This is a genomic window from Hyphomonas sp. UBA3601 (assembly GCF_002375605.1).
Lineage (GTDB): Bacteria > Pseudomonadota > Alphaproteobacteria > Caulobacterales > Hyphomonadaceae > Hyphomonas.
This window is the reverse complement of record NZ_DFME01000041.1, coordinates 1-23876: the sequence shown is the minus strand read 5'-3', so window position 1 is coordinate 23876 and position 23876 is coordinate 1. Positions and strand designations below refer to the sequence as shown.

18 protein-coding genes and 1 pseudogene are annotated in these 23876 nt (G+C 53.5%); 18 read left to right on the top strand and 1 reads right to left on the bottom strand.

The features are described from left to right. The 14 genes and pseudogenes from B4F73_RS04890 to B4F73_RS04825 all read left to right on the top strand — a co-directional run. A pseudogene (locus tag B4F73_RS04890) lies at nucleotides 1–1024 on the top strand (hypothetical protein); the annotation flags it as partial. Between the two features lie 37 nt (nucleotides 1025–1061). Beyond that, entirely contained in the window at nucleotides 1062–2492 is a 1431-nt protein-coding gene (locus B4F73_RS04885) for an outer membrane lipoprotein-sorting protein (RefSeq protein WP_273241464.1), read from the top strand. Between the two features lie 175 nt (nucleotides 2493–2667). Continuing rightward, nucleotides 2668–4554: an AMP-binding protein gene (locus B4F73_RS04880; RefSeq protein WP_349679539.1), complete on the top strand. Its 1887-nt coding sequence runs from the start codon at nucleotides 2668–2670 to the stop codon at nucleotides 4552–4554. Between the two features lie 92 nt (nucleotides 4555–4646). Beyond that, nucleotides 4647–5630, top strand: coding sequence for an NADPH:quinone reductase (locus tag B4F73_RS04875; protein ID WP_290482630.1), 984 nt, complete (start codon nucleotides 4647–4649; stop codon nucleotides 5628–5630). Between the two features lie 135 nt (nucleotides 5631–5765). Then, entirely contained in the window at nucleotides 5766–6806 is a 1041-nt protein-coding gene (locus B4F73_RS04870) for an alpha/beta hydrolase (protein ID WP_290482629.1), read from the top strand. 240 nt (nucleotides 6807–7046) lie between these two features. Beyond that, nucleotides 7047–7784: a GntR family transcriptional regulator gene (locus B4F73_RS04865; protein ID WP_206741425.1), complete on the top strand. Its 738-nt coding sequence runs from the start codon at nucleotides 7047–7049 to the stop codon at nucleotides 7782–7784. Between the two features lie 69 nt (nucleotides 7785–7853). Further along, nucleotides 7854–9233, top strand: coding sequence for an aromatic ring-hydroxylating dioxygenase subunit alpha (locus B4F73_RS04860; RefSeq protein ID WP_084146479.1), 1380 nt, complete (start codon nucleotides 7854–7856; stop codon nucleotides 9231–9233). Between the two features lie 114 nt (nucleotides 9234–9347). Next, the gene (locus B4F73_RS04855; RefSeq protein WP_045699447.1) at nucleotides 9348–9911 is read left to right on the top strand and encodes an aromatic-ring-hydroxylating dioxygenase subunit beta; all 564 of its coding nucleotides are present in this window, start codon (nucleotides 9348–9350) and stop codon (nucleotides 9909–9911) included. Between the two features lie 8 nt (nucleotides 9912–9919). Further along, nucleotides 9920–10246: a bifunctional 3-phenylpropionate/cinnamic acid dioxygenase ferredoxin subunit gene (locus B4F73_RS04850; protein WP_034738357.1), complete on the top strand. Its 327-nt coding sequence runs from the start codon at nucleotides 9920–9922 to the stop codon at nucleotides 10244–10246. After that, complete coding sequence (locus B4F73_RS04845; RefSeq protein WP_290482628.1) at nucleotides 10246–11475, top strand: NAD(P)/FAD-dependent oxidoreductase; 1230 nt, start codon at nucleotides 10246–10248, stop codon at nucleotides 11473–11475. The genes B4F73_RS04850 and B4F73_RS04845 overlap by 1 nt, the downstream gene beginning before the upstream one ends. A 52-nt stretch (nucleotides 11476–11527) precedes the next feature. Then, entirely contained in the window at nucleotides 11528–12406 is an 879-nt protein-coding gene (gene bphC, locus B4F73_RS04840; protein ID WP_290482627.1) for a biphenyl-2,3-diol 1,2-dioxygenase, read from the top strand. Between the two features lie 66 nt (nucleotides 12407–12472). Further along, complete coding sequence (locus B4F73_RS04835; RefSeq protein ID WP_112073757.1) at nucleotides 12473–13327, top strand: alpha/beta fold hydrolase; 855 nt, start codon at nucleotides 12473–12475, stop codon at nucleotides 13325–13327. 103 nt (nucleotides 13328–13430) lie between these two features. Continuing rightward, complete coding sequence (locus B4F73_RS04830) at nucleotides 13431–13724, top strand: hypothetical protein (RefSeq protein ID WP_112073758.1); 294 nt, start codon at nucleotides 13431–13433, stop codon at nucleotides 13722–13724. 169 nt (nucleotides 13725–13893) lie between these two features. Beyond that, on the top strand, nucleotides 13894–14409 hold the full coding sequence (locus B4F73_RS04825; RefSeq protein WP_290482626.1) for a hypothetical protein: 516 nt from the start codon (nucleotides 13894–13896) through the stop codon (nucleotides 14407–14409). An 813-nt stretch (nucleotides 14410–15222) separates the two neighbouring features. Here B4F73_RS04825 and B4F73_RS04820 read toward each other — a convergent pair. Then, entirely contained in the window at nucleotides 15223–16620 is a 1398-nt protein-coding gene (locus B4F73_RS04820) for an amidohydrolase family protein (RefSeq protein WP_290478659.1), read from the bottom strand. Between the two features lie 543 nt (nucleotides 16621–17163). Between B4F73_RS04820 and B4F73_RS04815 the strand changes: the two genes are divergently transcribed. The 4 genes from B4F73_RS04815 (at nucleotide 17164) to B4F73_RS04800 (ending at nucleotide 23727) form a co-directional block, all read left to right on the top strand. Then, nucleotides 17164–20256 carry a TonB-dependent receptor gene (locus B4F73_RS04815; RefSeq protein ID WP_290478660.1) on the top strand — a complete coding sequence of 1031 codons (3093 nt, stop codon included), beginning with the start codon at nucleotides 17164–17166 and terminating at the stop codon, nucleotides 20254–20256. Between the two features lie 100 nt (nucleotides 20257–20356). Continuing rightward, nucleotides 20357–21145, top strand: coding sequence for a SapC family protein (locus B4F73_RS04810; RefSeq protein ID WP_290482625.1), 789 nt, complete (start codon nucleotides 20357–20359; stop codon nucleotides 21143–21145). 17 nt (nucleotides 21146–21162) lie between these two features. Then, nucleotides 21163–22200 carry a cupin-like domain-containing protein gene (locus B4F73_RS04805; protein WP_290482624.1) on the top strand — a complete coding sequence of 346 codons (1038 nt, stop codon included), beginning with the start codon at nucleotides 21163–21165 and terminating at the stop codon, nucleotides 22198–22200. 27 nt (nucleotides 22201–22227) lie between these two features. Further along, a complete protein-coding gene (locus tag B4F73_RS04800; protein ID WP_290482623.1) occupies nucleotides 22228–23727 on the top strand; it encodes a tryptophan halogenase family protein in 1500 nt (499 codons plus the stop codon). Nucleotides 23728–23876 lie beyond the last annotated feature (149 nt).

Genomic DNA, 23876 nt, shown 5'->3' with positions numbered 1-23876 from the left:
GCTGTCGGACAAGGAAACAGACGACTGGGAAGATTCCGAGGTCGGCATGCGGCTAAAATTCGATGTCCTTGGCGGGCAGGGGACAGTTAATGGTTTTTACGGTTTTCAGGATCTGCCGATCGTCGTCAACACCGGTGCAACAGTTCATATTGGCACATTTATCGGAGATCCAAATGCAGCGGGCGTTGTCAATGTGCCCATTGATCTCCCAACCACCATAGGTGCGATGAATGCGCCGGGTCAGTACGTTGATTTCATCCAGTCTCTAGCAGCTGGGACTGCGGCGCCAGGGGACTTTCCTTTAATTCCGTTCGGCTGCCTTGATATTCTGGATCCGGCGGCGGGAGGGGTGCCGTGTTCTATTACTGCAGATTTTGACCTCGATTACACACTCCGGCAAAAGACCGTCGGTTTTTCATTCACACGCGATATGACGGAGTTCCGATTCGGTAGAAAGGATGTCTCTCCGGTACTGCGTTTGGAGGCGGCATACGAGTTTGACAAACCCTTCAACAAGGGGGTGATTCAGAACCCCTTTGTGCCCGGGCGTGTGACCGTCGGAACACCAGCTCTCATTACTACCCGTGACGACACAATCGCGAGACGAGATCAGCTGTCTGTCTTGGTCGGATTTGATTATAATTTCTGGGTGCCGGGGTGGGAATCGCAGCGCAGTTCGATTTTTATGACAACTCAGTTTTTCGAGATCCATACCGAAGATGCTGATGGGCTCCTGTTTCAGGCGCCTTACGCGCTTACAAATGTTGAAGAGAACCAGGAATTCATAACTCAGACGTACACGAAGGGTTTCTTAAACGACAAAGTGACTCTGGATGGCTTGGCGATCTGGGACATGGATAAAGGTGGCGTTGCGATAAGGCAGAGAATAGATTTCTCCGTAGGAGGAGGAAATTGGAAGCCCAGAATTGAAGTGGGCTACTTTAGCGGGAAGGATGAGCAGGGCCTTTTGGGGCTCTATAACAAATCGGACTACGTTGAGTTTTCTCTGACCTACCAATTCTAGAGAAACATAACGATAACGCAAAGATGTCTGGTTCTTGATGATGGAGAAGAAAATGAAACGGTTAAGCTTGAAAAGCTTTCTGATCGGAGCGACGGCGCTTATGGCAGTTGCGACTGCAGCAACGCCCGTAGCGAATGCACAAGAAGATTATATCGAGCGCTGGAAGGCGTTTGCCAAGGAGACGGGCTTGCCCGAACACAAAGCCTGGGCTGATATGCTTGACAATGATGAGACCCGAAAACTTGAGAAAGAGTGGAAGGATTTCAGAGGTTACACGGCCTCGAGCCTCATAGAGGACGCCGATATTCCGGGCGAGCTAAAACCAGGGTTAATCATCACGAAAGACAACCTGGCGTCAATGCCTTGGTTGTCAGACTATCTTCCAAAGTTCTGGATTGATCGGCTCAATAGTGAGTGGATGGGTGTCAAGGGTATCCGCATTGTTCCCACGAACCATTATTATATGCAGAAAGCTCTGCTCGATGCGACCAAGAAGCTGGGCAAAGATCCCTTCACGATTAATGAAAAGGGTGAGCTGGTAGACAGGGACGGAAAAAATGGCGTTCTCACAAAGAGCGGATTGCCTTTCCTGACACCAAAAAATGGTGATGAACTAAACTGGTTGTTCAATGCGCACGGCGTGGGAACAGAAGATCTCTGGTTCAACCCGGTACTGATGACCGGCTGTAGCTCCAGCAATAAGGTCGAACGCTCTTACACAGGCAATATTTGGTGGCGCAAGATGGCGGGTAGAGTTGGTAAAACTCCGCTCGGTAATGTTCCGGGATATGAAGGTGTCACCGAAGCGGGTTCTTTGCTACTAACTTCGCCTAGGGATGTGCGAGGATTAGCCGGTGTCCGACTTCGGTACGCGGATGCTGACAAAGATGACAACTTCAAGATTTTCATCCCTACGCTCCGTCGTACTCGCACTCTTACTGGTACCAATGGCCAAGATCCAATTGCTCCGTCTCTGGAGCTTACTTGGGACGAATGGCGTAGTCAGTGGACCAAAACTGATAAACGCAAATTCAAGTACACCATGGTTAAAGAGGGCTTCGTATTAGCCGCACCGGAGGTTGGTGCAGCATACGATCCTTATCGTCCGGATGAGGCGCATTGCGCTTTGACGGGAATTGTTGACATGGAGCTGAGGCCGGTATGGGTTTATGATATCGATGATCTCACCAACAGCTACCAGTACTCCAAAAAACGCATTTGGGTAGATAAGGAACTCTACTATACCCAGTGGATGGAAATGTACGATCGTCGGGGTAACCTATGGCGGACTTGGGACGATTCACGCTGGTGGCAGCCCACAACGGGACGCGCAATGTGGCGTTCACTGATTATTCCAAACTTGATTTCACAACGGCACACGATACTCAGCATGTCGTCGGATTGGGAGAAAGTTGATCAGATGGACAATTCTTTGTTCGACGTCGATAAATTGAGAGACAAACGCTAGTCACTCTCGGGTTGGCATTCATCAAGATTGCCAACCCGCACGTGCTGCCGAGCTACGATTCACACCGAAGAAAATTGGAACTATTCCGTCTTGGTCACAGGCCGGAAACTGGTTGTGCGGTTGTAAAGAACATAGTGGCGGCAAGGCGGACCCGGCAGTATTGGAAGACATTCTTATGGGAAGTTATAGAACGACATACCAGAAATGGGAATCGGCACCTGATAAGTTTTGGGAGGCAGCGTCTCATGCCGTGGAGTGGTATAGACCTTACGACGTACTCAGAGAATCGAAAGATCATGCGACCCGTTGGTTTGTCGGCGCCGAATGCAACATATGCTGGAATGCTTTGGACCGTCATGTGCGCGATGGCCGTGGAGATGATCTGGCGTTGATTTACGATAGCGCAATGACGGGAGCGGTGCGGAAGTATACTTATTCTGAACTACTCGATGAGGTTGGTATACTTGCGACCGTGCTAAAAGAGCGTGGGGTGAATGCCGGCGATCGGGTCTTGATTTACATGCCAATGGTTCCCGAGGCTGTGATTGCGATGCTTGCGACGGCGCGCATCGGAGCAGTCCATGTGGTCGTATTCGGGGGGTTCGCAGCTAGAGAGCTTGCCACTCGAATCGAGGACGCGACGCCAAGAATTGTGTTGTCAGCGTCCTGCGGGCTCGAGCCTGGTCGTATCGTTGAGTACAAGCCTCTCCTTGATGAGGCGATCAGGCTCAGCCCGCACAAACCTGAGTGTTCAATCATTTTCCAGCGTTCTAGCAGGACGTGCGAGCTTGAGCATGAGCGGGACTTCGACTGGGCCGCCCTGGTTGAAACCGCAAGAACGGCTGGCGAGAGAGCCGAATGTGTGAGCGTGGCGTCTACCGACCCGCTATACATTCTGCATACATCGGGGACGACTGGAAAGCCGAAGGGTATCGTCAGGGATCACGGGGGGTATGCGGTCGCTCTCAAATGGTCGATGGAATATGTATACAATGTCAAACCGGGAGAGGTGTTCTGGGCCGCATCGGATGTAGGATGGGTCGTCGGTCATTCGTATATTGTGTATGGTCCGCTTCTTAACGCCAGTGCGACGATACTGTTTGAAGGAAAGCCGGTCGGAACACCAGACGCTGCAACCTTTTGGAGGGTGATTGAGCGGCACCGGGTTAATACGCTCTTCACGGCACCCACGGCGTTCAGGGCGATCAAGAAAGTCGACCCAGCAGGCTCATTATTTTCCGGTTACGATCATTCCGGTTTCAGACAGCTGTTCCTTGCGGGTGAACGAGCAGATCCTGACACGATCCAGTGGGCAGAGCGTCTCCTTGATGTGCCAGTCGTAGATCACTGGTGGCAGACTGAAACAGGGTGGCCGATCGCAGCCAATCCGTTGGGAATAGAACAGCTGCCAACAGAATATGGTTCTAGCACAGTTCCTATGCCTGGATTTGATGTTCGCATTGTGGATGAGAGCGGTTCTGAAATGCCGCAAGGTGGGCACGGAGCTATTGTCATAAAGCTGCCGCTTCCGCCGGGGTGTTTGCTGTCACTGTGGGATGACGATGAGTCATTTCTAAAATCATACTTTGAGGAATACCCCGGATACTACAAGACCGGGGATGCCGGATATATAGACGATAAGGGCTACATCTTCGTCATGAGCCGCGTTGACGACATTATTAATGTTGCGGGTCATCGCCTGTCCACTGGTGCAATCGAGGAAGTGGTGGCGGCGCATCCAGATGTCGCGGAGTGCGCCGTTATTGGAGTTGCAGATTCTTTGAAGGGAGAATTACCAATTGGGCTCATCGTTTTGAACGATGGGGTCACGCGTGCAGAGGAAGAAATTACGAGAGAAATCGTAAACTTGGTGAGAACCGAAATTGGTCCGGTAACTGCCTTCAAGCGCGTCATCGTTGTCGATCAACTTCCAAAAACAAGGTCGGGAAAGATTCTACGGAAAACGATCAAGAGCATTGCGGAGTCGCAAGACTATGTAGTTCCGGCGACGATCGATGACCCGCAGGTATTGAATGATATCACTTCAGCCATTGCTCGGTAGGCGCGTATCCGGCCTCACCACAATGGCAAATGTCTTGGCGGCCCACGGATGAGTAATTTTTGAATCTGGAATTGACGCCAGAAAGGGAAAACATGAAAGCTTATATCTACGAGAATACAGGGCCAGCTGCGGACGTATTGACGCTGCGGGAGATGGTGATGCCGGCGCCTGGGGCCGGCGAAGTTCGGGTGCGGTTAAAATGGTCGGGTGTGAACCCTTCTGATGTCAAAACCCGCAGTGGGCACATCCCCTCCACAATCCCATTTCCACGCATTCCTCATAGTGACGGAGCCGGACTGGTTGATATGATTGGTGATGGCGTTGACGATTTTCAGCCGGGCGATGCGGTTTGGGTCTGGAATGCCGCATGGAACAGAAGCAATGGAACTGCCGCTGAGTTCGTTGTGCTGCCTTCTGAGCAGGTCGAGCATATGCCGGACGGGCTGGCGCTTGAGAACGGTGCATGTCTCGGCATTCCTGCAATGACCGCCTGTCATGCCGTCGCAACTGACGGAGGAGTTCGAGGGCAGATTGTCCTCGTCGCGGGTGGCGCAGGTGCGGTTGGCCATTACGCGATTCAGGCGGCAAAATTTTGTGGTGCCAGAATTGTCATTGCGACAGTCAGCAGTGAGGAGAAGGCGGCCCTAGCGAGGCGCGCAGGAGCAGATTTTGTATTCAACTACAAAACAGACACGCTGGTCGAAGAAATCAACAAGGTTACGGACCATCGGGGCGTCGACCGGATTATCGAAGTAGACTTGGCTGCCAACATTCAAATAGACGTGGCGGTTATGAAAGAGGGGGGGCTGGCCGTCATCTATGGCAGCAGTCAAAAAGAAATCGCTTTACCTTTCTCGCCGTCAATCGGACGCAATATCTGTTATCGCTTTTTCATCGTGTACAAATTATCCAGGCCAGATAGGCAAAGAGCCCTGTTGGTGCTCCAAGACATGCTTAAGGACAAGAACGTCCTGCATAATATTGCAAAAAAGGTGAGCTTTGCAAATCTCGTGGAAGCCCATGAACTGGTTGAGAGCGGAGCGTTGCCGGGCAATGTCGTTTTGAGAATTGAATAGTTCGGCGGAGAGCTATGCGGTCAAGTTATTTCGGAGCAGCAGGATACCTCCCGAGGGGCTATCCGGACTTGCTTTTTGGAACCGACCTTCACGGACGTACAGAGACAATTTTGATTTCTGATTTCGGAAAAAATCATGCAACAAAGAAGCTCACAATTCTTGACTGTCGGCTCTGCCCGAATTCACGCCGTGTGCGAAGGCGAAGGCCCACTAGTCATACTCGTTCACGGCTTTCCGGAGTCCTGGTATTCGTGGCGCCACCAGCTTTCAGCTTTAGCCGAGGCCGGTTACCGGGCCGTTGCCATTGATCTAAGAGGCTATGGGCGATCATCCAAATTCTTGGACTCCGAATATTATCTGATCAAGTCTGTTGTCGAGGACATCGTGGGTGTGGTCAGGGCGTTAGGTGCCTCAAGTGCCGTTGTCGTTGGGCATGACTGGGGGGCAATGATTGCCTGGACAGCGGCCTGGTTGCATCCTGAAATCTTCCGTGGCGTTGTGGGGCTTGCAATTCCTTTCTCTGGGCGCGGGCTAATTGCTCTGCCTGGCTCTCCTTTCGGTGAACGCTCTCCAGAAGATATTCATAAAGAATTGGCTGGACCAGACCAACAATTCTATCAGGACTATTTTGGTTCGCTGGCACCGGCCATACGGGAATTCGAAGAAGATTCGGGTGGTTGGATGCGCGACGTTCTGTGGGCCTTTTCAGGCGAGAGTATGAAGGCTGCGGGTTTTTCTGGCCTTTTGGACTTACCGCAAGTGGACATCATACGTGCGAGCGCCCTTAGTATACCGTTTGGTGCTCGAATGCGGGACAAAATGCATGCGCCAGCCGATCTTCCGGTCTGGTTGGGAACGGATGATTTGGACTTCTATACGCAAGAGTTCGAGCGGTCAGGAATGATAGGGCCTTTTTCCTATTATCGAGGTATTCAAAAGAGTTGGGAGCAGCTTGAGTCACATGACGGCACTCAGCTTCTTCCACCTGCGATGTTTATTGGGGGAGAGTGCGATGTCACGACAGGATGGGGGCTAGAGGCAATTGATCGTGTAGGCGAGTTCGTTCCGAATTATGTCGGGTCGCACATTCTATCCGGATGCGGTCATTGGATTCAACAAGAACGGCCTGAGGAAGTAAATGAATTGGTTTTGGGATTCATGAGAGAGCTTGTTTGAGGCGCGCTACGCGGAAGTGCGCACGCTAACGTGCGTCTGTATTATCTCCCGAGTGAACATTTTATCAGGCGCTTGGGCAAAGGATAATGAACACGAATTTTCGGGCGTGCGTGGGACTCTATGGCCCAGACGGAATGCTGAGAAATTGGGGAATGCATCCTGAATTTTGTTGACATAAGAAAAAAAATAATTTTATTTGATAAAAAAGAATAATCCAAGGTGAGGAAGAGGCTATCAATCATGTCCACGGGTGAAATGTTCCAGCGTCGGACGGAAACTGAGTCCGAATCAGACGGGCCTCGGAGCCTGATTGAGTCGACTTACGAGCAGTTGAGTCTCGATATTGTACACGGCAAGTATGGGCCGGGTGACAAGCTGCGACTTCAGCCACTAAGTGAAAATTATGGAGTGAGTGTTGGCACTGTGAGGGAGTCGTTATCTCTCCTCGTGTCGGATGGGCTCGTCCTTACTCAATCCCAAAAAGGTTTTCGAGTGGCGCCGATGTCGCTTGTTGATTTCGAGGATTTGACCAAGGCGCGGGTCCTGCTGGAAGCATCAGCGTTGCGGGATAGTATCGTATCCGGGAAAGATGACTGGGAAGGTCGGGTTGTCCAAGCATATCACCAACTGTCCCTTGCGGAGAAAAGGCTCGAAGCTAATCCAATCGCAGGATTCGAGATATGGGAGCAGCGCAATCAGGAATTTCATGATGCGCTCGTATCGGCTTCTTCCTCTCGCTGGGTGCAGAAGTTCCGAGTTATTCTCTACAAGCAAGCGGAACGCTACCGGCGGTTGTCTACAGCCAGTCGAGTAAGCCCTGGCGTGTTGGCTCATTCTGAACACGAGAAGATTTTCGAGTTGGCCATTGCGCGTGACGCCGATGCGGCGGTTGAGGCGCTATCTTTTCATATTTGGTCAGCCGTAGAATTCTTGAAGGGGCGTGGTCTGATTTTGGAAAGTCCGGACAAGGAAGGCTAATTCTGCCGGCAGGCCTCATATTAAAAATGGAGGCATGGGCGGCTCATGATATCAAGGAAGGTTACAAATATGACGACGGCTAAAACAAAGACGCGCCTGAACATCGGGCACGAACCAAAGGCGTTCGAGAAGAAAAATGTTTGGAATGTCGAGGAGATAACGGCTCTGCTTGACGAAGAGAATGGCACGCTTGATCCAAGAATTTATTCAGATCAGGATCTGTATGAGTTGGAACAGGAACGCGTTTTCGGACGATCATGGATTATGCTCGGGCACGAGACACATGTTCCCAAAGCCGGTGACTTTTTGACGGCCTATATGGGCGAGGATCCCGTCATTCTTGTGCGTCAAAAAGATAGAAGCTTGAAGGTTTTTCTAAACCAGTGCCCGCATAGGGGGATGAGAATCTGTCGAACCGATGGCGGCAACGCAAAATCGTTTACATGCAGCTATCATGGTTGGGCGTACGACATCGGCGGAAACTTGGTGAACGTACCATATGAGTCTGAGGCATTCTGTGAGGACTTCAACAAGGCCGAGTGGGGGCCGGGCCAGGCAAGGGTTGAGACCTACAAGGGCTTGATCTTCGCGAACTGGGATAAAAACGCGCCAAATCTGCGCGAGTATCTTGGCGACGCGACATTCTACATGGACCACATGCTCGATCGAACCGAGGCGGGTACTGAAGTTATCAGCGGCATGCAGAAATGGGTTATCCCATGCAACTGGAAGTTTGCCGCTGAGCAGTTTTGTAGTGACATGTATCATGCCGGAACCGTATCCCATCTGTCCGGTATCGAGGCGGGCCTGCCCGAAGGTATGGAGCTTTCGGATGCGAAGATTCCGACGGTGGGATACCAGTTCAGGGCGAAGTGGGGCGGGCATGGAACGGGTTTCTATGTCGGAGAGCCAGGTATGCTAGTGGCTATCATGGGGCCCAAGATTGCTAAATATTGGACGGAAGGTGAAGCGGCCGCCAGGGCGGAGAGGCGCTTGGGAAGCGCAGAGCGTGCGCGTCAATTGATGGTCCAGCACATGACTGTTTTCCCAACCTGCTCATTCCTTCCCGGTATCAACACCGTTCGAACCTGGCAGCCGAGAGGCCCGAACGAGACAGAGATATGGGCATTTACAGTTGTAGATGCTGATGCTCCTGACGAGATCAAGGAAGAGTACCGCCGTCAGACATTAAGAACGTTTTCTGCCGGAGGCGTATTCGAGCAAGACGATGGTGAAAACTGGGTCGAAATCCAGGCTGTGTTGCGAGGGCATCAGGCTAGGAAGCGCCGGCTCAACATTCAAATGGGAAAAGGTCGTTCTGCTGCCGATAATCCGCATTACCCGGGCAGTATTGGGTATGTGTACAATGAAGAAGCCGCTCGCGGACTCTATCATCAGTGGATCCGTATGATGACTGAACCTGATTGGGACACACTCGGGCCAAAGTAGGGAGGTCTGTGAGCGGATCACCCGTTTCGTAGGCAGAGCGAAGTGCGCTCAACCGATAGTTCTATTAACCCTCGCGAATAACGGGCGCATAAATCGCGCAAATTGGAGATAATTATGCTGAAAGAAAAAGTGGGACCAGAGTCATCAGCGTCGCAGATAAGCACTGCCGCTCTGCTGCTGCAGCATGAAGTTGAGCAATTCTATTATAAGGAGTCTCTTCTGCTTGATCGGCACGAGTTCAACGATTGGTTTGACCTTCTGGACAAGGACATCAGGTACTTTATGCCGTTGAGAACGAATCGCACGAGGCGCGATCAAAAGCTCGAATACTCTAAGGACGGTGAGTACGCGCATTTTGATGATGATCTAGTGATGATGCGTGGGCGGCAGCGGAAATTAATGTCGGATGTCGGATGGTCTGAAAGCCCGGCTTCGCGAACGCGCCACATCATAGCGAACGTCATCATTAACGATGCAAGTGATGATCAGGAAGTTCATGTGACGTCGTCATTTATTCTTTACCGAAATCGTCTGGAACGGCAGGTCGATATTTTTGCAGGAGAGCGAATGGATGTACTGCGCCGCAGTGACAACAAGCTCGGCTTCATGATCGCTAAGAGAACCATACACATCGATCAAAGTACGATTCTCTCTAATAATCTCAGCATCTTTTTCTAGGTATCGTGATGGCTTTTAAGAAAGTTTGCAGCCTAGACGAAGTTCCTGAAGGTGACGCGTTGCGGGTGGAGTTGTTCGACGAACCTATCGCGCTATTCAACTTAGACGGAGAGATCCTCGCGACTCAGGACCGCTGCACACATGGCGACTGGTCGTTAGCGGATGGCTTTCTCGAAAATGGCGTCATTGAGTGTACGCTTCACTGGGGAAAATTCTGTGTGCGGACGGGAAAAGTGAAGGCTCCACCCGCTTGCGCGGCCTTAACTGTTTATCCCGTGAAGGTGGAGGGCAACGACGTCTACGTGGATTTCGAATCTGGTAAGGTCAACGATTGATGCAGAGTTTCGCGATCATAGGTGCGGGTCTGGCGGGGGCGACAGCGTGTCGGTCGCTCAGAGACCAGGGGTTTGAGGGAAAGATTTTCCTCTTTGGCGACGAGCCGTATGAGCCATATGATCGACCCTCTTTGTCCAAGTCTGCTTTAGCGACCAAATCTGCCCCCCCTTTGTTAATGGGTTGTAATTGGAGCGAAGAATTCAGGGTCGAGAAATGTCTGGGAGTTCGCGTTGAAACAATAGACTTGCCCTCGATGCGTATTGAGGTGAGCTCTGGCTCGGACCTCAAGTTTGACAAGCTCCTTTTTGCCACTGGGTCTCGGGCGCGGTCTCTGCGTCTAGATGCGCATAGCGAGACGCCGGGACTTTACTCACTGCGGACACTTGACGATTGCGTGGCTCTACAGGGAGCAATCTCCCCTGGGGCACAAGTCATCATCATCGGGGGAGGCCTCATTGGATGTGAGCTTGCCACTACAATTCAGAAGATGGGTGCAAAGGCGATTATCCTTGAGACTGCCAATGAGCTCTTGTTGCGTGTTCTGGGCAAGACAATAGGCTCGTGGTGTCGAGAGGAATTGGAGGCCATAGGGGTTGAAGTCCACACGGGCGTCTCAATTACTCATGTAGATCTAGACCCCTCGTTCCGGGAAGTACGATGCGGCGACGGAAGAAGATTTTCTGGTGATCTGGCAATCGTCAGCGTTGGTGCGGAGCCGGTCACCGCTTTAGCAGAGCATGCTGGATTGGCGTGCGCGAGGGGCATCATTGTAAATTCAGTTGGTATGGCTTCAAGCGACACGGTGTACGCAGCGGGCGATGTCGCAAGTTGGCCTCTCAGGAGCGGAGGGCGCCGCAGTCTGGAGACTTATCTGAATTCTCAAAACCAGGCGGCTGTGGCTGCGGGAGCAATGCTCGGAAAGGGTGAGCCAGCACCGCAAGTTCCGATTTCTTGGACGGAGATAGCGGGGCATCGGATACAGATGATGGGCGAAGTCACTGGTCCTGGCGATGTCGTCACTCGGGTTGATCCCGGAGGGACCGGAATGACGGTGTGTCGATTGAATGGTGGGGAGCTTCAATCTGCTGTTTCAATAGACCAGTCGGCAGACTTTTCTTTCGCATCAAAAATCATTGAGCGGAGGATGCTGGTAGATGCTGAATCGATTCGTGATCCGCTCATTCGCATGAAAGACATTTTCAAATTGGCGGCAAAGACGGTCGCGTGAAGCACAAAATAGTGCGGATACATACTAAAATCAGAAAGACAGGGAGAAGACAATGAGCGTAAAGAAGTTGGGATATTTGGGTTTTTCTGCATCAGACATTGATGCTTGGCGGGATTACGCAACCGGAACGTTAGGGCTAATGGATGCTGGGACGAGAAATGACACTCTCTTTCTGAGAATGGATTCCCGAAATTGGCGGGTTGCAGTCCATCCGGGCGCGGCAGATGATCTCTTGTATGCGGGGTTCGAAGTTTCGAATCGAGCCGAGATGCTTGAGATCGCTGAAAGACTAAAGGAAATGGGCATTTCCGTCGAGCAGGCCGATTCCAAGCTGTTGGCGCAACGGGGAGTGATTGATTTGGTATCCTGCCTTGATCCGTCAGGGATCAAGATTGAGGTCTATTATGGTGCCAGCGAGCTCTACGAAGAGCCGTTTATTTCACCTACGGGTGTATCTGGATTTCTAACTCAGGATCAGGGACTTGGGCACTATGTCCTGAGTGTTGAAGATATTGAACGTTCGTTGGATTTCTACATCCGTGGACTGGGGATGGAGCTATCCGACATCATCGACTGGCAGGTCAATCCGGACGTGAAGCTTCAGGTGAACTTTCTCCATTGCAACAGGCGCCATCATAGCCTGGCATTAATCCAAGCGCCCGCTTCCAAGAAGTTACATCACTTTATGCTGGAAGTGGGGTCGTTCGATGATGTCGGGCGCGCATATGATCGCGTGTCAGAGAAGAATGAGATCGTGATGACGCTCGGTCGGCACACAAATGATCACATGTATTCGTTCTACGGCGTCACGCCTTCCGGCTTTGCTGTCGAGTATGGATGGGGCGCTCGACCCATCGAGTCAGATTGGTCTGTCGTCCGATATGACAGCATCAGCATGTGGGGACATAAGTTTATGGGCACAGGAGCTTGAGCGGCGCGTCCGCAAAACTGATCCAAATTCGTCCGACCCCCGACGCTGCATTTAGGAGATTCTAGCATGGCCATTCAGAGCGTATCTGAAGATACCAACCCAGAGATCGCACGTAACATTGAAGTTCACGGTGTAAAGACGAACTATCATGATCTCGGCTCTGGGAAACCGCTCTTTCTGATTCACGGATCAGGGCCGGGGGTTTCGGCGTGGGCAAACTGGCGATTGGCAATGCCAAATTTTAGTGAGGTGGCCAGAGTAATTGCTCCTGATATGCTCGGCTTCGGATATTCGGAACGTCCGGGTAAAGAGTACTATAATATGGAAAGTTGGCTCGATCAGGTTGTTGGGTTGATGGATGCTCTTGATATTGAACGGACCGATCTCGTAGGCAATTCCTTCGGGGGTGCGATTTCTCTTGCGATGGCCATTCGACACCCGGATAGAGTTCGGCGCATTGTTCTGATGGGAAGCGCGGGTTTGGCGTTGGGGCTGAGTGAGGGACTTGACCAGGTTTGGGGGTATTCTCCATCCATTGAAAATATGCGCCGTTTGCTGGATATCTTTGCATATGATCGAAGTTTGGTAACGGATGAGCTTGCTGAACTACGGTACAAAGCAAGCATTCGTCCGGGTTTTCAGGAGTCATTCTCAGCGATGTTTCCTGCGCCTCGGGGGAGATGGCTAGAGCACTTGGCAAGTGATGAACGCGATATCCAGAAAATTCCTCATGAGGTTCTGATTATTCATGGGCGTGAAGACCTCGTTGTGCCGCTGGAAAATGGCCTGCGGCTGTCGCAGTTGATCAAGAGGTCTCAGTTGCATGTCTTTGGAGAGTGCGGGCACTGGGCGCAAATTGAACATGCGGCAAGATTTGAAAAACTCGTCATGAATTTCATTCAGGAGCCGGATAAAAAGTGAGTGCGGTGTATCGTTAATGCGAAACGACAATACCAAAATGTATATGCTGCAATTGGCTCAGGAATTCTATTCGAACCAAGTCTAATAAAAGGGGAGTAGTAAAATGTTGAAACGGTTTGCTTTGATTGCCTTTGGTTTTGCGGCCCTGTCTTATGCGAGCGCGCAAGCAGAGAGCCGAGATGATTTACAGCGCGTCTGCGTAACGGTTTCTGTTGCAGACGGTTTGAGTGAGGAGGAAAGTCAGGATTTTTGTGAGTGCTTAACAACAGGCGCTGAAGAACAAGGACAAGAGTCCATTGACGAGCTTGTTGAGTCGGCAGAAATACCGGACCGGCAAGCGCGCATCGATGGACTGTCCGAAACGTCTCAGAACATCGTGGCGGTATGTGCTCCCTAAATAGGCTCCAGTATAAGAGTCCTCGCCTTGGCTGGCTCTGCTTCTGATCAAGCGGTCCGAAGTATGAGTTATTGCGCACTCGATTGGTCTTGCCGCTTTGAGGCCGGCTCTCTTGGGGGAAATGTAGGCTATTGTTCTTGTGCAGAAAACTTCAATCGGGTCCGGGCGAGTGACTGTTGTCGCGGCATTGGCGAGAAATGCGGTAGGCGATGACAAAGCTGACGTGCCTGTGGGGAGGCTCTCATCTGCCGCCGTCGATATTCTTTTGGGCCTTTATACTGCGCAAACAAGGATGCTTGAGAATGGTTTCCGCAATGACGTAGCAAACTTGGCCGTATGCACTTTGCTTGCCAATCTGATCGACGGGTTTGTTGCCGCCGAACTTGGTAAGCCATCCTTGTCTCTCGTTCAGAAAGGCTGGCATCTTCGGAGGCGCGAATTGTTGCTCGCGCGTCCGAACGTCGAATCCCGCAAGGTCGGCGCGGCTGCTAATCGATTGACAAATGATTTTCGCAAAAGCCTCGAAGCATCCGCAGGCGCGAATGGATTAGCCAGAGAGCTAGCAGCTATCTGCCTGGCAGTCATTAGCGAATATCATGAGCGGGGCGAACCGGGCTCGTGCTTCGCTGAAGCCGAGGGAGCGCTCAGCCAACTCATCCGCGCATTCAGTAAAGGTGTTGCTTGACAGAATCAGTATGCGGATAAAGAAGGGGCTGGAGCAACCTCTATTGTTTGAATTCAATCGATAGAAAAGAGACGTTGATAAAGCTCAACCATTGACGGGATCTGACGAAAGTGATCCGGCAAGAGCTTTGGCTATCTTACAATGGTGACGCGCTTACCGATCAAATCTTGGGCTCTTGTACGTATCTAAACAAATCAAAATGGATTTCTCGTGGCCCAGTACCTCGGTAGATGGCGTGCACATGAATTCCTTTAATGGATCGCTCCGGGATGAACGCCAACGGGTTCGTTTCCTTGACCGTAGCAATACAGCTACTTGAGACGTCGAGAATGGACTACAGTGAGAGGAGACCTCATACGGCTCACAATGGGCAATCTCCTGCCGAGTTTGCCCGCAACGTCGGCCTGTGCCATGCTGGCAAGGCCAAAATCGCTGCTGGATTTTAACACCAAGGCCGGACTACCAGAGCCAAGCACTTCATCGCTGCTGTATTTTAGCACCACGACTGGGCCACCAGAGCCAGGCATTTCAGAAACCGCCAACTCTAACTTTACGGGTGGACCAGTCCGATTGGGCAAGCGAGGAAGACATGACGACAAGCGCCTAGTTCCGATGCCAGAGTGATGACATTTGCGGTTTACACGTGGTGCCAACGAGCCTTGTTTTTAATACGGAAAACCTGATGCGGTTTACAGAGAACTCCATGTAAAATAAGAAAAAGTGCGTCGTTTACACCGAGAGGGTCAGCGGTTCGAGCCCGTTACCGCCCACCACTTTCTCCGAATTTCCAGATTGTGTCGTCTCGGGCCTTCCTCAGAGGACCGGCCATTCTGACGGCACACTGCGGCCTTCACGTGAGACCAGCGCCATTCCGGCGGCCTGAACCTCGGCAAGCAACCGGTCTTCGTCGATCAGTGTGGAGCGGTAGTTCTCGACCACGCGCCGCCCATCTACCCAGACACTGTGAACGCCGCGGCCATCGGCGGAATAGATAAGCTGGTTGACCGGGTTGAAAAGCGGCACCCATTCCGGCCGGTTGCGATCATGCAGTACGAAGTCGGCCTTCTTGCCAGGTTCCAGTGACCCGATCTGGTCGGCCATCTGCGCGCCTTTTGCGCCATTGATCGTGGCCGCTTCCAGCACGCTATAGGCCGAGAACAGGCTTGCGTCGCGGCGCGCATCCTTGAACAGGCCTGCCATGGCAAACATGGCGCGCATGATATCGCTGGTATTGCCATTATTGTTGCCATCCGTGCCCAGCTGGATATTCACGCCGGCGGCGGCCATTTCGGGGAACAGGCCGGCAGAGCTTGCCCCGTACCCGCCTTTCATGGCGGTCATCGGGCAGTGCGTGACATGCGTGCCGCTCGATGCCAGCAGGTCGACTTCGTTCTGGTCCAGATGCACCGCGTGGGTCAGGGACAGGTGCGGGCCGAGCGCGTCGAGGTCTGCCAGATGGGCGATTGCGCGCTTTCCGGCTGTCTCGAGATAATACTCTGGATCTGCCGGATCGGCGCTCATATGGGCGCTCACACCCAAGCCTTTCGTGCGGGCAAGATCCGATGCGCCGCGCCATAATTCGTCGGTTGCCGTGTTGTGGCCCACCAGGAGCGGCCAAGCCGAAATCAGTGCATCCTCTGTTTGCGGGTAGGCGTTGGACTGGTCGTCCATGCGCGACAGCGCGGAATCAGTCAGCGCCGTCTGATCGTCGTCGGGTGCAAAGGCGCGGTCCTGTAGCCATTGACCAATCCGTCCGCGGATGCCGATTTCGGCAAGGCCATCCGCAACAGCTTCGAGGTTCAGGATCGTGCCGGCCTCGATGAAAGTCGTGGTGCCGGTGCGGAGCATTTCAAGGGCCGCAAACTGAGCCGACAGGCGTTCGTCGGCAGGAGTTTGGGTCATGTACATCGGAATCAGCCATCCGAAGACGTTTTCAGCCCAGTCGGTATTGTCTGGCACGATTCCCCGGGTCAGCGGTTCGCCGGTGATGTGGACGTGGCAATTCACGAATCCAGGCGTGATGACGAATCCATTGCCGTCCAGCGTCTCACGAGCGCTGACCGAGCCGGATATTTCGCTGTCCTGACCGACGCTGTGAATGCGGTTTCCGACGATCGCGATTGCGCCATTTCGATAAATTCGCCGCGTCGCATCCATCGTGACGATCCATGCATTTCGGATGAGCAAGTCAACAGGGGCAGGGTGGGTCATACGTGTCTTGATCCATCTGAAGTTCTCGGCGCTCGAAGACGGTGCCGAATGAGGCGTGCAACTTGATCCGGAAGGCTCGACCGAATGTGGAGCCACAGTGAATGAGGCGTCTTGATCGAGTCCGCACAATAAATTTTGGAGATGGAGCGCGTAGAGGAGGGGAGTTGCTCAGCAGGTTTACGATTCCTCATTCCCGCAGGGTTTGGGGTTCGAGAGTGTGGCCTTTTTGCCAACCTTGTCATAAATCCGGAAAAATCGGTCTTTGAAAAATTTTCTACCGCGATTGCTCAATCCTGCGCGGGATTGCGAAAGTCCCAATAGCTACGGGGAGAAAATTGTTGCAAGAGCGGTGAAATCGGTTTCATCGGGTACGTGCTGAGTGACACCAATCCAAAATTTTCGTCATGAAAGGCTTGATAGCGCAAACATTTGGTGATGCATTGATTGTCGGGTAGGTGGATTGCAGGGGCAGTCCGCCTGACCGAGACAAGCATTGAAGACCGGCACCACCGTCGTGAGTGGCCTGTCTCAGGGAGGATTGTAATGACTGTTTCCACGGACAAGGTCCGTGCGGATTCCGCACGGAAAGTAAAATGGGGAACGCTGCTGTGCAGTGCGTCCGCGGTGTCGCTGCTGTCAGCCCTGCCATTGGCAGCGCAGGCGCAAGACGCGAATGAAGAGACACTGACGCAGGAAACTGTGGTCGTACAGGGCATCCGCGGATCGCTCGAGCGCGCCATGGACATCAAGCGCAGCTCCAATGGTGTTGTTGACGCCATTTCGGCCGAAGACATCGGCAAGTTCCCGGACACAAACCTCGCGGAATCGCTTCAGCGCATCACGGGTGTGTCCATCAACCGGGTCAACGGCGAAGGCTCCGAAATCACCGTTCGTGGCTTTGGCCCAGGGTTCAACCTGGTCACGCTGAATGGCCGGACCATGCCAACCGCCAAAATTCGTGCCATCGGTACGCGCGGCAATTACGGCGCTGGCGGAGATCGCGCGTTCGACTTCTCAAACCTTGCTTCTGAAGGTGTCAGCGGTCTTGAAGTCTACAAGACCGGCCAGGCTATCCTGCCATCGGGCGGTATTGGTGCGACGGTCAACCTCAAAACACGGACACCTTTCGACGATCCAGGCCTGAATGCGTCATTCTCAGCCAAGGCGATCAATGACACGAGCGTGGAAGCCGGCGATGACTTCACGCCAGAATTGTCTGGTCTTGCAAGCTGGACCGACCCATCGGATCGTTTCGGCATCGGCATTTTCGGATCCTATTCAAAGCGCGATTCCGGCGCGCCATCACAGCAAGTCAATGACTGGATCGTCCGTGAATCCGCAGACGGCACAATTGATGGCAGCTATACGCGTGGTGATGGTTCTACCCAAATCACCAATCCACCAGCTGCTGGCCAGCTTTATGCTATCCCGCAGGATAGTCGCTACGACTTCTCGGATATTTCTCGCGAGCGTTTGAACGGCCAATTGGTTCTTCAGTTCCGTCCAATCGATAACCTCACTCTGACAGGTGACTACACCTACGCGATGAACGAGTCGGACGAACTGCGCTATGAGCAAACCAACTGGTTTGCCACGCCGTTGGACCAGATCATTTTCGACAATGATGGCCCTGTTGCGACCGCCGTGTTCATGCAGGAAAACAATAACGGTTCGAAAGATATCGGTTTCGAGCAAACCAATCGTGCCACGAAGGATGAATTGAACTCTTTCGGCTTTAATGCCGATTGGGAGTTCTCTGAGCGTGGAACGCTGATCTTCGATGCGCATAGTTCGAAGTCTGAATCAGGTGGTAACAACCCGCTCGGCCACACGGCGACTTTCGTGACCATGGGCGCGCCGGTCATCCTCCAGCATTCAGTTGATTTCCGAGGTGGCACGCCGATCCAGTCCTACACGATTGACGATTCCGTTCGTGGAAACGGCAATGGTGTCCTGGATGCGGGTGATCTTGGTACGCAGGTGCAGCGTTCGAACTCTTCCAACATGCAGCACGAGATCGACGAATTCGATCTTCGCTTCGTGTGGGACTTCGATGACCGCACAAGTTTGACTGTCGGCAGCAATTTCCGCGACAGCCAGATGGATCGTACTACCCGCACCACCCAGCAGGATCTCGGTTCATGGGGGATTTCCAATCCGGGTGATGTCGAACAGTTCGCGCCAGGCGTGATGCAGACCTACTGCCTTTCCTGCCTGTTTGACGATGTGGCCGTTGGTCAGGCTGACACGGCGTTCCGCGTCGACGCGACTCAGCTCTACCCGATCCTCGAAGCGGCGTATGCTGGCAACGGGGTAAACATCTCTGAGTCCGATGATACTGTGCAGGAAGAAATTCTGTCTTTCTACGCTCAGTTCAATATCGAGCGCGACTTCATGGGGCTTCCGACGCGCACAAATATCGGTGTCCGTTATGAAGACACCAACGTGAAGTCGACAACCGTTCAGTCGATCCCATCGGGCATCTTGTGGCAGTCGGACAACGATTTCCTCATCGTCCAGTCTGGCGCCCAGCAGGACCTGTCGGGCAAAGGCGCCTATGAAGAAGTCTTGCCGAACGCCGACTTCCAGATCGACCTTACGGAAAATCTGGTTGCGCGGACTTCGTTCAGCAAGACGATCGGCCGGGCTGGCTACAGCAGCTTGTTTGCTTCAACGACCGCGAATGCACCAAACCGTCCGACGGCCTTTGGTGGATCGCTGACCGGTGATTCCCAGAACCCTGGTCTCTTGCCGCTCAAGTCCACAAACTTCGATATTTCGCTTGAATGGTACTATGGCGACACGAGCTATGTGTCGGCTGGCTACTTCGACAAGAAGGTGAAGAACTTCATCGGTAACGGTGTTGTCGAACGCAATCTGTTCGGTCTTCGCGATCCGGCTTCAGGAGCTTCTGGCTCACGTTCCGGTGATGCGCTGGCTATCATCAATGCGCTCGGCGTTGACCAGTCTGAAGCGAACCTCTTTACGCTGACAGCCCTGATTGACGCAAATGGCGGAGATACCGCTGCGGCCCGTGCAGAGTTTGAATCACAACTCGTCGGCGGAGCATTGCCGCAGAGCTATGTGGACCAAATTCTTGGCCAGTATGATGTCGCGTCCAATGGCAGCGATCCATTGGCCGTGTTTGGTGTCAACCAACCAGTCAACAATCGCGAAGGCAATATCGACGGGATGGAGTTTGCTTGGCAACACTTCTTCGGCGAGACTGGCTTCGGTTTCCAGGCGAACTACACACTGGTGAACGGCGATGTGGAACTGAACCCTGCCGCTAGCATCAACGACAATCAGTTTGCCCTTGTCGGCCTGTCCGACACGGCTAACCTGACTGCGATCTACGAGAAGTACGGCTTCTCTGCACGTCTTGCTTATAACTGGCGTGACACGTTCCTTCTCAACACGAACCAAGGCGGTGATCGGTCTGGTACATATGTTGAGGATTACGGTCAGTACGATCTGAACGTCAGCTATGACATCAATGAGCAGATTGCCGTTTCCTTCGAAGGCATCAATCTGACTGGTGAAGACCAGCGCATCTACCACCGCGTGCCGGAGCAGGTGTACTATGTCTACGAGCTGGCACCACGCTACCAGGTTGGCGTCCGCTACAAGTTCTAGTCGGAGACGACTGGAACGAGACTTGGAACATTCAGGAAAGGCCGCTGCTTGCAGCGGCCTTTTTTGCCCCCGCTTGTAAGCATGGGAGGATTGTTTCATCATGACGGAAACGCGCTCGCACGGCACAACGAGCGTAAGCAGCACCGAAAGGCGCCTCATGGCCAAGATGGCACTTCTGAACAATATCGATCATCCGGATCTCAAGGTGATCACCCGCTTTGGCGCGACCTATGGCGACAGCGTCAATCAGGCAGCGGTCTATCCGACAGAGTTTTCCGAGCTTCAGCGCGAATACCCGATCTTCTTCCGAAAGGACGAACAGGGGGCTTTTTACTGCGTGATCCTGCTCGGTCTCGACAAGGGCGAAAACCTCTTCCTTGATGGTGCGCGCTGGCAGGCCCGTTATGTGCCCGCGATCCATCAGCGTGGCCCGTTCATGATCGGTTTCCAGAACCAGGAAGTCGATGGCGAGGTCCGCCGAGAACCGGTGATCCATGTGGACCTAGAAAATCCGCGCGTCAGCAAGACGGAGGGCGAGCCGCTTTTTCTCGCGCATGGCGGCAATGCACCATACTTGCAGCATATCAGCCAGGTCTTGCGCGTGATTACGGTCGGCGCAGATATGACCGCGCCCATGTTTGCAGCTTTCGAGCAGGCTGGCTTGATCGAGCCTGTATCACTGGACGTCAAACTTGATGACCATACTGAATACAAGGTGCCTGACCTCTTTACACTGAACGAAGAAAAGCTGGCCGCCCTGGAAGGGGAGGCGCTACAACAGCTCCATCGTGGCGGATTTCTGCGCGCAGCCTATCTTGTGCTGGCCTCGTTGGGCAATGTGAACCGGCTGATCAATATGAAGAACGCGAAACGGGCAGCAGGCGGCTGACCCTCTGGGAGGAAACCTTGTCCTCACTGGACATACAGCGCAAAACGAAGGAACTGGCGGGCATTTCGCCGGACGCCATACCGTATGACCAGCTGATGCGCGACCAACAGCCCGTCATCTTGAAAGGAGTGGCGCGTCAGTGGCCTCTGGTCCAGAAGGGCTTGCAGTCACTGGACGCAGCCATGGACCATATCGCCTCGTTTTATGGCGGGCGTCCGGTCGTGGAATATCGCAGTGCGCCAGAAGAAGGCGGGCGGTATTTTTATACTGAGGCGGTGGACGGATTCAATTTTGAGCGCGACCGTGTTCCGTTGCCGGATTTCTTTGATCGGGTACGCGAAACGGCAAGATCGTCTGACGGGCGCTCTTTCTATATTGGTTCGACCGATCTCGATAATTTCTTTCCGGGCATGCGCGACGAGAACGACCTTGTGCTGAACGATCCGATGTTTGATGCGCACAAGCCAATGGTCAGCATCTGGATGGGGAACCATACGATTGCTTCAGCCCATTACGACATGTCGAACAATCTGGCCTGCTGTATGGTCGGCAAGCGACGCTTCACATTGTTCCCGCCTGAGCAGGTGGCCAATCTCTATCCCGGCCCTCTGGAGCCCACGCCCGGCGGACAGGTCGTGAGCATGGTAGACTTCCGTGATCCAGACCTTGCGCGCTACCCGCGCTTTGCCGAGGCCATGGCCGCTGGGGAGGTGGCTGAGCTGGAGCCGGGCGATGTACTGTTCTATCCAGCACTCTGGTGGCACAATGTTGAGGGCATCGGCGACTTCACGGCCATGATTAATTATTGGTGGAACACGTCGCCAGCCTTCATGGATACGCCCCAGAACACCTTGCTGCACGCCATACTCAGCTTGCGGGATCGTCCGGAGCCGGAGAAGCGGGCCTGGAAGGCCTTGTTCGACTATTATATTTTCGGACCCTCCGAGCAGCCGGCTGCGCACTTGCCCGAAGCGGCTCAGGGCATTCTCGGGCCGCTCGACGAGGTGAAGGCACGGCGGCTCCGTGCACTCTTGCTGAACAAGCTCAATCGCTGAAGACTATAAAAAGAACCGGGGATCACATTGGAAACGCAGAATATCAGGAGAGTAGTCATTGCTGGCGGCGGCACAGCTGGCTGGATCGCTGCGGCCTCGCTCTCACGCCTGCTTGGCCCCTTGCTGGACATAACGCTGGTGGAATCCGATGCCATCGGCACAGTCGGAGTCGGCGAAGCAACCATCCCGACGCACCGTACGTTCCACCATCTGATGGGAATCGACGAGCGCGACTTCATGCGCGCCACCAAGGCCACGTTCAAACTCGGCATTGCGTTCGAGGAGTGGGGCGGGCTTGGTGATCGCTACATTCACTCCTTCGGCCAGGTCGGCAAGTCGAACTGGATGGGCGAATTCTACAATATCTGGATGTACGCGCAGGAGCGTGGCATTGGCGCTGAACTCGACGCTTACTGTTTCGAATTACAGGCTGCAGAGGCGGGACGGTTCTTCACGTCCGACAAGGCCAACATAAACTATGCCTATCATCTCGACGCCAGTCTCTACGCGAAATTCCTGCGGACCTTCAGCGAGGCCAAGGGCGTCAAGCGTGTTGAGGGCCTGATCGAAGAAGTCGAGCAGGATGGCGAGAGCGGTTTCATCACGGCGCTCAAACTGCAATCCGGCGAACGTATCGAGGGCGACCTTTTCATCGACTGTACCGGGTTCCGGGGTATGCTGATCGAGCAGACCCTCAAGACGGGTTATGAAGACTGGACTCATTGGCTGCCGACCGACAGTGCGCTGGCAGTGCAGACGCGCTCGATCGGCCCCGCTCAGCCCTATACTCGCGCCATCGCTCATCATGCAGGCTGGCGCTGGCGTATCCCGCTACAGCACCGGGTCGGCAACGGCCTTGTCTTCTGCAGCGAGAATATGCAGCCGGACGAGGCAAAGGAATATCTGCTTGGCCATGTCGATGGGGAGCCACTGACCGAACCTCGCCTGATCCGTTACAAGACCGGTCGTCGCAAGAAGGTGTGGAACAAGAACTGCGTGGCGCTTGGCCTGTCGAGCGGTTTCGTTGAGCCACTGGAATCCACCAGCATTCATCTCATCCAGGTCGGGGCGACCCGTCTGGTCCAGCAGTTCCCGTTTGCCGGGATAAGTGAGGCGATTGCGAACCACTATAATGAACAGGCCGAACGCGAGCTTGAGAAAATCCGCGATTTCATCGTGTTGCACTACAAGCTGACTGAGCGCGACGACTCGGACTTCTGGCGCGCGCGCCGCGATATGCCGGTTCCAGATTCTTTGGCACAGCGCATTTCCCTGTTCCGTGAGAACGGCCTAGCCTATCAGGCGACGGATGATTTGTTCCGCGTGGATTCCTGGCTGCAGGTTATGCTCGGTCAGCGGCTGAAGCCCAAGGGATATCACCATATGGGCCATCTGATGACAGATGACCAATTGATGACGGCCTTGGGTGGCCTTGAGGCCAATATCTCAAAGGCGGTCTCACAGATGCCGAGTCATCAAGATTTCATTGATCAATATTGTGCGGTGCCGGAATCCGAGGCTGTCTAGACCGTCTCGGCCACTTTTGCTGTTTCCGATGAGGCCTGCGGAGCAGGGGCGTGCACGAGCTCGTTGAGCATGTCCTTCACCATGTCTTGTGCCTGTTCCACAACGCTGCAGACCAGTTCATGTGAAAAGCTGGCTCCACCAAACCAGGT

What these genes read in the sequence shown, in the direction of transcription:
- B4F73_RS04885 (WP_273241464.1), top strand. Translation starts at nt 1,062, where the DNA reads ATGATGGAGAAGAAAATGAAACGGTTAAGCTTGAAAAGCTTTCTGATC.
- B4F73_RS04880 (WP_349679539.1), top strand. Translation starts at nt 2,668, where the DNA reads ATGGGAAGTTATAGAACGACATACCAGAAATGGGAATCGGCACCTGAT.
- B4F73_RS04875 (WP_290482630.1), top strand. Translation starts at nt 4,647, where the DNA reads ATGAAAGCTTATATCTACGAGAATACAGGGCCAGCTGCGGACGTATTG.
- B4F73_RS04870 (WP_290482629.1), top strand. Translation starts at nt 5,766, where the DNA reads ATGCAACAAAGAAGCTCACAATTCTTGACTGTCGGCTCTGCCCGAATT.
- B4F73_RS04865 (WP_206741425.1), top strand. Translation starts at nt 7,047, where the DNA reads ATGTCCACGGGTGAAATGTTCCAGCGTCGGACGGAAACTGAGTCCGAA.
- B4F73_RS04860 (WP_084146479.1), top strand. Translation starts at nt 7,854, where the DNA reads ATGACGACGGCTAAAACAAAGACGCGCCTGAACATCGGGCACGAACCA.
- B4F73_RS04855 (WP_045699447.1), top strand. Translation starts at nt 9,348, where the DNA reads ATGCTGAAAGAAAAAGTGGGACCAGAGTCATCAGCGTCGCAGATAAGC.
- B4F73_RS04850 (WP_034738357.1), top strand. Translation starts at nt 9,920, where the DNA reads ATGGCTTTTAAGAAAGTTTGCAGCCTAGACGAAGTTCCTGAAGGTGAC.
- B4F73_RS04845 (WP_290482628.1), top strand. Translation starts at nt 10,246, where the DNA reads ATGCAGAGTTTCGCGATCATAGGTGCGGGTCTGGCGGGGGCGACAGCG.
- bphC (WP_290482627.1), top strand. Translation starts at nt 11,528, where the DNA reads ATGAGCGTAAAGAAGTTGGGATATTTGGGTTTTTCTGCATCAGACATT.
- B4F73_RS04835 (WP_112073757.1), top strand. Translation starts at nt 12,473, where the DNA reads ATGGCCATTCAGAGCGTATCTGAAGATACCAACCCAGAGATCGCACGT.
- B4F73_RS04830 (WP_112073758.1), top strand. Translation starts at nt 13,431, where the DNA reads ATGTTGAAACGGTTTGCTTTGATTGCCTTTGGTTTTGCGGCCCTGTCT.
- B4F73_RS04820 (WP_290478659.1), bottom strand. Translation starts at nt 16,620, where the DNA reads ATGACCCACCCTGCCCCTGTTGACTTGCTCATCCGAAATGCATGGATC.
- B4F73_RS04815 (WP_290478660.1), top strand. Translation starts at nt 17,164, where the DNA reads ATGACTGTTTCCACGGACAAGGTCCGTGCGGATTCCGCACGGAAAGTA.
- B4F73_RS04810 (WP_290482625.1), top strand. Translation starts at nt 20,357, where the DNA reads ATGACGGAAACGCGCTCGCACGGCACAACGAGCGTAAGCAGCACCGAA.